Annotated in this window: 7 protein-coding genes; 4 read left to right on the top strand and 3 right to left on the bottom strand. The window is 72.7% G+C overall.

What is annotated here, in order from left to right; translation table 11 throughout:
- Positions 1 to 472, top strand: a 472-nt coding sequence (locus CCS38_RS01655; RefSeq protein ID WP_372456961.1) for a DUF4129 domain-containing protein, incomplete at its 5' end; no start/stop codon positions are given.
- A gap of 165 nt (positions 473 to 637) precedes the next feature.
- On the opposite strand, the gene CCS38_RS01650 is transcribed toward CCS38_RS01655, so the two are convergent.
- The 3 genes from CCS38_RS01650 to CCS38_RS01640 all read right to left on the bottom strand — a co-directional run bounded on the left by CCS38_RS01650 (position 638) and on the right by CCS38_RS01640 (position 2,958).
- Entirely contained in the window at positions 638 to 1,048 is a 411-nt protein-coding gene (locus CCS38_RS01650) for an SCO2097 family morphological protein (protein WP_223731380.1), read from the bottom strand.
- A gap of 291 nt (positions 1,049 to 1,339) precedes the next feature.
- Positions 1,340 to 2,095 carry a methyltransferase gene (locus CCS38_RS01645; protein ID WP_223731379.1) on the bottom strand — a complete coding sequence of 252 codons (756 nt, stop codon included), beginning with the start codon at positions 2,093 to 2,095 and terminating at the stop codon, positions 1,340 to 1,342.
- Between the two features lie 371 nt (positions 2,096 to 2,466).
- Positions 2,467 to 2,958 (bottom strand): SAV_6107 family HEPN domain-containing protein, encoded by a 492-nt coding sequence (locus CCS38_RS01640; protein WP_223731378.1) that lies wholly within the window; start codon positions 2,956 to 2,958, stop codon positions 2,467 to 2,469.
- 196 nt (positions 2,959 to 3,154) lie between these two features.
- On the opposite strand from CCS38_RS01640, the gene CCS38_RS01635 reads away from it, so the two are divergent.
- The 3 genes from CCS38_RS01635 to CCS38_RS01625 are packed head-to-tail and all read left to right on the top strand — an operon-like array spanning position 3,155 to position 6,856.
- Positions 3,155 to 3,988: an ATP-binding cassette domain-containing protein gene (locus CCS38_RS01635; protein ID WP_223731377.1), complete on the top strand. Its 834-nt coding sequence runs from the start codon at positions 3,155 to 3,157 to the stop codon at positions 3,986 to 3,988.
- Positions 3,960 to 6,170, top strand: coding sequence for a YhgE/Pip family protein (locus CCS38_RS01630; protein WP_223731376.1), 2,211 nt, complete (start codon positions 3,960 to 3,962; stop codon positions 6,168 to 6,170). Before CCS38_RS01635 ends, CCS38_RS01630 begins: the two co-directional genes overlap by 29 nt.
- Positions 6,171 to 6,202: 32 nt before the next feature.
- On the top strand, positions 6,203 to 6,856 hold the full coding sequence (locus tag CCS38_RS01625) for a TetR/AcrR family transcriptional regulator (protein WP_223731375.1): 654 nt from the start codon (positions 6,203 to 6,205) through the stop codon (positions 6,854 to 6,856).
- The last annotated feature ends 184 nt before the right edge of the window (positions 6,857 to 7,040 follow it).

Below are 7,040 nucleotides of genomic sequence, written 5' to 3'. Positions count from 1 at the left end.
GCGGATACGGTCCCGCGCCCGCCGCCTCGGCGCGGCCCGGACCCGTGGCCGGACGGCGCGCGCCCGGGCCCGGGGCCCGGCGGCCGGCGCCCTCGGTCCCTGGCGGGAGCTGGTGGATTCGGGCTGGGACTACGGCATCGTCCCGGACGACGCGCTGACCCCGCGCAAGGCGGCCGCGCGAATCGTCCGGGTCGGCGAGCTGACGGGTCCGGCCGCAGAGGCGGCCCATCGGGTGGCCGGCTCGGTGGAGCAGGCGCTCTACGCCCCGCACCCGCAGGCCGTGCCCGGCCTGGCCGACGACGTGCGGCGGGTACGCGCCGGGCTGCACGACGCGGCCTCCTCGCGGCAGCGGCTGCGCGCCGTACTGGCCCCGCGCTCCGCCGTCCGCCTGCTGTGGACCGCTTCGGCCCGCGTCTCGGCCGCCCTCGACCGGCTGCGTACGGCGGTACCGGGCCGGTCGGCGGCCCGCTGATCCCGGGACCGGGTCGGGCGGCCCGGGCGGCCGCTGACGGGTGCCCCGGCATGAGTGAGTGGTGTGGGCCGGTCCCGGGAAACCGGGACCGGCCCACACCACTCTCAGGTTCAGAAGCCTCAGACGTCGAAAGGGTCCGGGTCCGGGGACGTGGGGGCGGGGCGCTCAGTGCCCCTGTTCGTCCCTGCGGCGCTGCCAGCGTTCTTCGATGCGCTCCATCATCGAGCGCCGCTGCCGGGACGTACGGCGTGACTGTCCGCCTCCGCCTCGGGCGGCCCCCGCTCCGGCCTGCTGCTCACCCGGCTTGGGCGCCTTGCGCCAGCTGGTGACGGCCAGGACCGCGCAGCCGAGCATCACGAGGAAGCCCACCACGCTGATCCAGATCTGCTGCGCGACCATTCCGGCCATGAGGAGCGCGATACCTACCAGGAAGCCCGCGACCGCTTGGTAGACCCGTCGCCGGGTGTACGTACGCAGCCCGCTTCCCTCAAGCGCTGTCGCGAACTTGGGATCTTCGGCGTACAGCGCTCGCTCCATTTGCTCGAGCATGCGCTGCTCGTGCTCCGAGAGCGGCACGGAGTCCTCCTACTCGTCGGTCGCGGGGGGCGACCGGGTGCGACCCTTTCAGGATAGGCAGGGAATCGCCCCCGTGAAACCCGCCCCTCTACGCCAATTCACTGTCCGCGCCACCATGGTGGCCGATGGTGATGCACCCTGCATTCCCCATCCGCCCTCCCGCCATGCCGGACGTTGTACCTCCGATCATACGGGGCGAAGCGGCTGATCGGGGGCCCTGTGGCCGACTGCACCCGGCAGTCGGTGTTCGCCTCGCGGCGCGCGCCCGGCCGATGTAGGGGCCACGGCCCCTCAGCCGCGCTCGGCGAGGACGTGCAGCTGGGTGGCGACGGAGTGGAAAGCGGGCAGCTCGGCGGCCGCTGCCTCCAGCTTGAGCAGCGCGTCCATGGCACCGGGCTCGGTGTCGACGAGCACGCCGGGGACCAGGTCGGCGAAGACCCGCACGCCGTGCACCGCGCCGACCGCGAGGCCGGTACGGGTGACCAGCTCGGTGAGCTGCTCGGCGGTGAAGCGGCGGGGCACCGGGTCGCCGTCGCCCCAGCGGCCCGCGGGGTCGCTCAGGGCGCGCTGCGCCTCGGTGAAGTGGCCGGCGAGGGCGCGCGCCAGCACGGCGCCGCCCAGGCCCGCGGCGAGCAGGCTCAGCGTGCCGGCGGGGCGGAGTGCCTCGACGGCGTTGCGGACGCCCTCGGCCGGGTCGTCGACGTACTCCAGTACGCCGTGGCAGAGCACCGCGTCGTAGCCGCTGGGCTCGACGACCTCGAAGAGGCCGTGCGCGTCGCCCTGGACGGCGCGCACCCGGTCGGCCACGCCTTCCTCGGCGGCCCTGCGCTCCAGGGCGAACAGCGCGTTGGGGCTGGGGTCGACCACGGTGACGCGGTGGCCGAGCCGGGCGACGGGCACGGCGAAGTTGCCGGTGCCGCCGCCGGTGTCCAGGACGTCCAGGGCGTCACGCCCGGCGGCCTTGGCCCGGCGCTCCAGGGCGTCCTTCAGGACCTCCCAGACCACGGCGGTACGAAGGGATGCGCGCGGGCGCAGCGGGTCAGACACGGCGGGTGGCTCCTCGCGGGGGCATGTACTGATAGCGCCTCCCACCCTATGGGGTCGCGCGCCCTCCGCCACGCCCGCGCACCACCGAACCGCGCCCGGCGGCCGCTCCGGGCCTTTCCGAGGCGGATTGCGGCCGCCCGCACCGGGGCGCGCTTCCCGGTAATTCCCTTTCCGTTCCACGGAACAGAAAGGGAGGAGAGGGGAGAGGGGAACGGGAATGGCGAAGCGGGGAATGCGCCCGCGCTTTTCCCGGCGCCCGCTCACCCGGGAAGGGCGAGCTTCCCGGTTCGCCCCCTTCCGGTCCGCCCCCCTTTCGGTCCTTCCGGCTGCGCGCGCTTTCGGCCACGCCGTTTTCGGCCATGCCGCTTCCGTCACCCGGCGCGCGTCCGGGGCGGCGGGAGCAGCGGCTGAAGGGCCAGCAGGCGTTCGACGAGGCGGAGGAAGTGGGCGGCGGCGCGCAGGAGGTCATCGGCCTCCCGCGGGCCGGCCGCCCCGGGTATGCCCGCTTCGGCGCGGGCCCGGCGCTCGGCGCCGGCGGCGAACAGGGCGCTCCACTCCGATAATTCGGGCGCGACCTCGGGCAGCACCTCCCAGGCGCTGCGGATGCGCTGCCGGCGGCGGAGCGTCGGCTCGGGCCGGCCCCGTACGGCCAGCACCGCGGCAGCGGCACGCAGGGCGGCGAGATGAGCCGTCGCGAAGCGCTCGTTGGGGGCTTCCAGGGCCGCCGCCTCTTCCAGGCCGCGCTGGGCCTTGGCCAGCAGGTCGAGGGCGGCGGGCGGGGCGGCCGTCCGGCGCAGGACGGGGTGGACATCGCTCGGGGGACCGTACGCAGCGGAACCTGCCCCACTGGGACGAGTTGCCATGACGAACCTCCTGTCGTCGCATAACGGCTCGGAACCGCACAACCCATCGTGAGGCACACCACTGACAATCGGCCTGACCTGCACTTTCTCCCTGTAGTCGAGATCACGCCAGATCCCCTCACGGCCGACTTGCGCCCACCCGGGCACCATGCGGCATACTTTTTGCACTGACTGGTCAGTTCAAGAGGGAGGGAACGTGGACAGCACCCCGCACGGGGCGGCGGTCAAGGCCCAGGGCCTCGGAGTCAAGGGACCTCGCGGCTGGGCGTTCCAGGACGTCGACATCACGGCCGAGCCCGGCGCGCTGATCGCGATCGAGGGGCCGTCCGGCTCGGGCCGCACATGTCTGCTGCTCGCGCTCACCGGACGCATGAAGACGGCCGCGGGAAAGGCCAGGGTGGGCGGCCTGTCGCTGCCCAAGAAGATGGCTGCCGTACGGGCGGTCACGGCGCTGGCCCACGTGCCCGGTGTCGCCGAGCTCGACCCGGCCTTCACGGTCGCCGAGCACCTGCACGAGCGCGCCCTGCTGCAGCGCCGCTTCGGCAGCCCGGTACGCGCCCTGCTGCGCCCGCGCCGCGAGCGCCGCGCCGAGGCTCAGGGCCGGATCGACGCCGCACTGGAGGCCGCCGGGCTCGACCCGGAGACGCTGCCCAAGGGCGTACGGACGTCCGTACGGGACCTGGAGCGGCTGGAGGCGCTGCGGCTGTCCGTCGCGCTGGCGCTCATCGGTGCGCCGCGGCTGCTGGCCGTCGACGACGCCGACCTGAAGCTGTCGGACGAGGAGCGCGCACAGGCGTGGGCGCTGCTGCGCGGGCTGGCCGCTGCCGGGACGACGGTACTGGCGGTGTGCAGCCAGGCGCCCGAGGACGCGCTCGTGGTCTCCACGGCGCGCCGCCCCGGCAAGCCGGAGCCGGAAGCGGAAGCGGACGCGGAACCGGCCGCGGAAGCGGAGCCCGAAGCGGGCACCGAGAAGAACACCAAGAACGAGGAGGGGGCGGCGGATGCGCTCGCCGAAGCTGGCCGCGCTTGAGCTGAAGCGGTTCGGCAGGGGGAAGCTGCCGCGCGCGGCGCTGGTGGCCCTCCTGCTGCTGCCGCTGCTCTACGGTGCGCTCTACCTGTGGTCCTTCTGGGACCCGTACTCCCGCCTGGACAAGATCCCGGTCGCGCTGGTCAACGCCGACCGGGGCGCCTCGGCGAAGGGCGAGCAGATCAACGCCGGCGACGAACTCGTCAAGGGCCTCAAGGACAGCGACACCTTCGACTGGCACCCCGTGAGCGCCGACGACGCGGCCAAGGGGGTCGAGTCGGGCACGTACTACCTCTCGCTGACCGTCCCCGACGACTTCAGCACGTCGATCGCGTCCAGCTCCGGCGACCACCCGGAGGCCGGCGAGCTGAAGGTCCGTACGAACGACGCCAACAACTACATCGTCGGGCAGATCTCCCGGACGGTCTTCTCCGAGGTGCGCGCCGCGGCGTCCGCGAAGTCCTCGCGCGGCTTCCTGGACAAGATCTTCGTGTCGTTCTCCGATCTGCACGACGCCACCAAGAAGGCAGCCGACGGCGCCTCCGAACTGAAGGGCGGCATCGGGCAGGCCAAGAAGGGCACCGGTGACCTGAAGGACGGCCTGGACAGCGCCAAGAAGGGCAGCGGCGACCTGGCCGACGGGATCGACACCGCCAAGAAGGGCAGCCACGACCTGGCGAACGGCCTGAAGGACCTCGACTCCGGGGCGGGCAGGCTCGACACGGGGGCCGGCCAGGTCTCCAAGGGCGCGGGCCAGGTGGCCGACGGCACCCAGAAGCTCGCCGGCAAGGTGAACGAGGCCAACAAGGCGGTGGGCCCCTTCGTGCACGCGCACGGCAAGGAGATCGGCGACGCCGCGCGTCTGGTGGCCGACGGCTCGCAGGCCATCCGGGACAACCTCGACAAGCTGCCGAAGGCCGCCTCGGACGGGGCCACGGCCTCCCGGGCGCTGGCCAACCAGGTCGCGGCCTTCTACAAGCTGCGCTGCGAGAACGCCCTGACCGACCGCGACCCGTCCTGCACCGAGATCAAGGACATGCGGGACAAGTCCGATGCGGCGGCCGACAAGGCCGAGGAGGTCAGCGGCCTGGTCCGGAACGAGAAGAACCTGGCGCAGCTGGGCAAGGACCTGGACCAGGTGCACCGGCTCGCGAGCGCGCTCGCCGAGCACGGCCCCACGCTCGGCCAGGACCTGGACACGGCCGTCAAGCAGGTCAACGACCTCAACAAGGGCGCCCACGCGGTGGCCAAGGGTGCCGACAAGCTGGCCACCGGAGCGGGCGATCTGCACGAGGGGACCGGCACCGCCAAGAAGGGCGGCAGCGACCTGGACAGCGGTCTGGGCAGGCTGCAGACCGGCGCCGGCGACCTGGACGAGGGCGTGGGCAAGCTGAAGAACGGCGCCGAGACCCTGAACGGCGGCATGTTCAAGCTGTCCGACGGCTCGGCGAAGCTGGCCGGCGGGCTGCACGACGGCGTCAAGCAGATCCCGGACTACGACAAGGACCAGCGGGACGCCCGTACGGGTGTGATGTCCGACCCGGTGCAGCTCGCCTCGGGCTCGGCGCACAAGGCGCCCAACTACGGGACGGGCTTCGCCCCGTACTTCATCCCGCTGTCCCTGTGGGTCGGCGCGATGGTCGCCTACATGCTGATCCAGCCGCTGAACCGGAGGGCGCTGGCGGCCGGCGCGAGCGCCTTGCGGACCGCGGTGTCCGGCTGGCTCCCGGTGTTCGCCATCGGGGTGCTGCAGATCGCCGCCCTGATGTCCGTGCTGCACTTCGGGCTGGGCCTGGAGATGGTGAACGCGGCGGGCACGATCGGGTACCTGGTGCTGGCCACGGCCTGCTTCGCGGCGATCGTGCAGTGGCTGAACGCGCAATTCGGCGCCGCGGGCCGGATCCTGGTGCTGGCGCTGCTGATGCTCCAGCTGACCTCGGCGGGCGGCACGTACCCGGTGCAGACCAGCCCCGGCTTCTTCAATGCGCTGCACCCGTACCTGCCGATGACGTACATCGTGGAGGGGCTGCGCCGCCTCATCACGGGCGGTGACCTGACACCGGTGTGGCAGGGCGGCCTCGTGCTCGCGGCCTTCACCGTGGGCGCGCTCGCGCTCACCACGTGGACCGCGCGCGGCCGGCAGGTCGTACGGATGAAGGACCTGCACCCGGAGCTCAGCTTGTGAGCAGGCACACCGCAGGGGGCACAATCGCCTCCATGGACAGCTCCAACACGCGTCGCGAGGCGACCCGGCGCAAGCTCTTCGAGGCCGCGGTGACGCTCATCGCCGAACAGGGTTTCTCCTCCACCACGGTGGACGAGATCGCCGAACGGGCGGGTGTCGCGAAGGGCACGGTCTACTACAACTTCGCGAGCAAGAACGTGCTCTTCGAAGAGCTGCTCCGGCACGGCGTGGAAATGCTGGCCGCCTCGCTCCAGAACGCCGCCGACGAGGTGGCGGAGCGGGGCGGCTCCCGGGTCGACGCGCTGGACGCGATGATCCACGCGGGGCTGTACTTCATCTCGCAGTACCCGGCGCTCACCCAGCTCTACGTGGCCGAGCTGTGGCGCACGAACCGGACGTGGAACTCCACGCTGATGATGGTGCGGGAACGGGCCGTCTCCGTGGTCGCCGACGTCATCCGGGACGCGGTGGCCGGTGGCGAGCTGAGCGAGGAGATCGACATCCCGCTGACGGCCTCCGCGCTGTTCGGGATGGTGCTGGTGGCAGCGCTGGACTGGCAGTCCTTCCAGCCGGACCGGTCGATCGACGACGTGCACGCGGCGCTCTCCCGGCTCCTGCAGGGGCGGGTGAGCGGCCGTCAGCACGCGGGCGGCGCCGGCGCCGAGGCCGGAGCCGGCCCCTCCTGAGGATGAGCACCCAGCCCTGAGTACACGTACTCAGAAGACGAGATGAGTAGGTACGCGGATGGGCCGCGACCTGCCCGGACGGGAAAGTGGAGGCCACGGAGGGGAAGCCGGCGCCGGCACCGCCGACACGGGGCGGCGGAACGGTGCGGCTCCCCGACGTGGCAGGGGGAGCCCGGGGGAACGG

This window comes from Streptomyces purpurogeneiscleroticus (assembly GCF_020024005.1).
Classification (GTDB): Bacteria; Actinomycetota; Actinomycetes; order Streptomycetales; family Streptomycetaceae; genus Streptomyces; species Streptomyces purpurogeneiscleroticus.
The sequence above is the reverse complement of the archived record's forward strand: the minus strand, read 5'-3'. Positions and strand labels throughout refer to the sequence as shown.

Coding starts and splice junctions, on each gene's coding strand:
- CCS38_RS01625 (WP_223731375.1), top strand. CDS start 6,203: ATGGACAGCTCCAACACGCGTCGCGAGGCGACCCGGCGCAAGCTCTTC.
- CCS38_RS01630 (WP_223731376.1), top strand. CDS start 3,960: ATGCGCTCGCCGAAGCTGGCCGCGCTTGAGCTGAAGCGGTTCGGCAGG.
- CCS38_RS01640 (WP_223731378.1), bottom strand. CDS start 2,958: ATGGCAACTCGTCCCAGTGGGGCAGGTTCCGCTGCGTACGGTCCCCCG.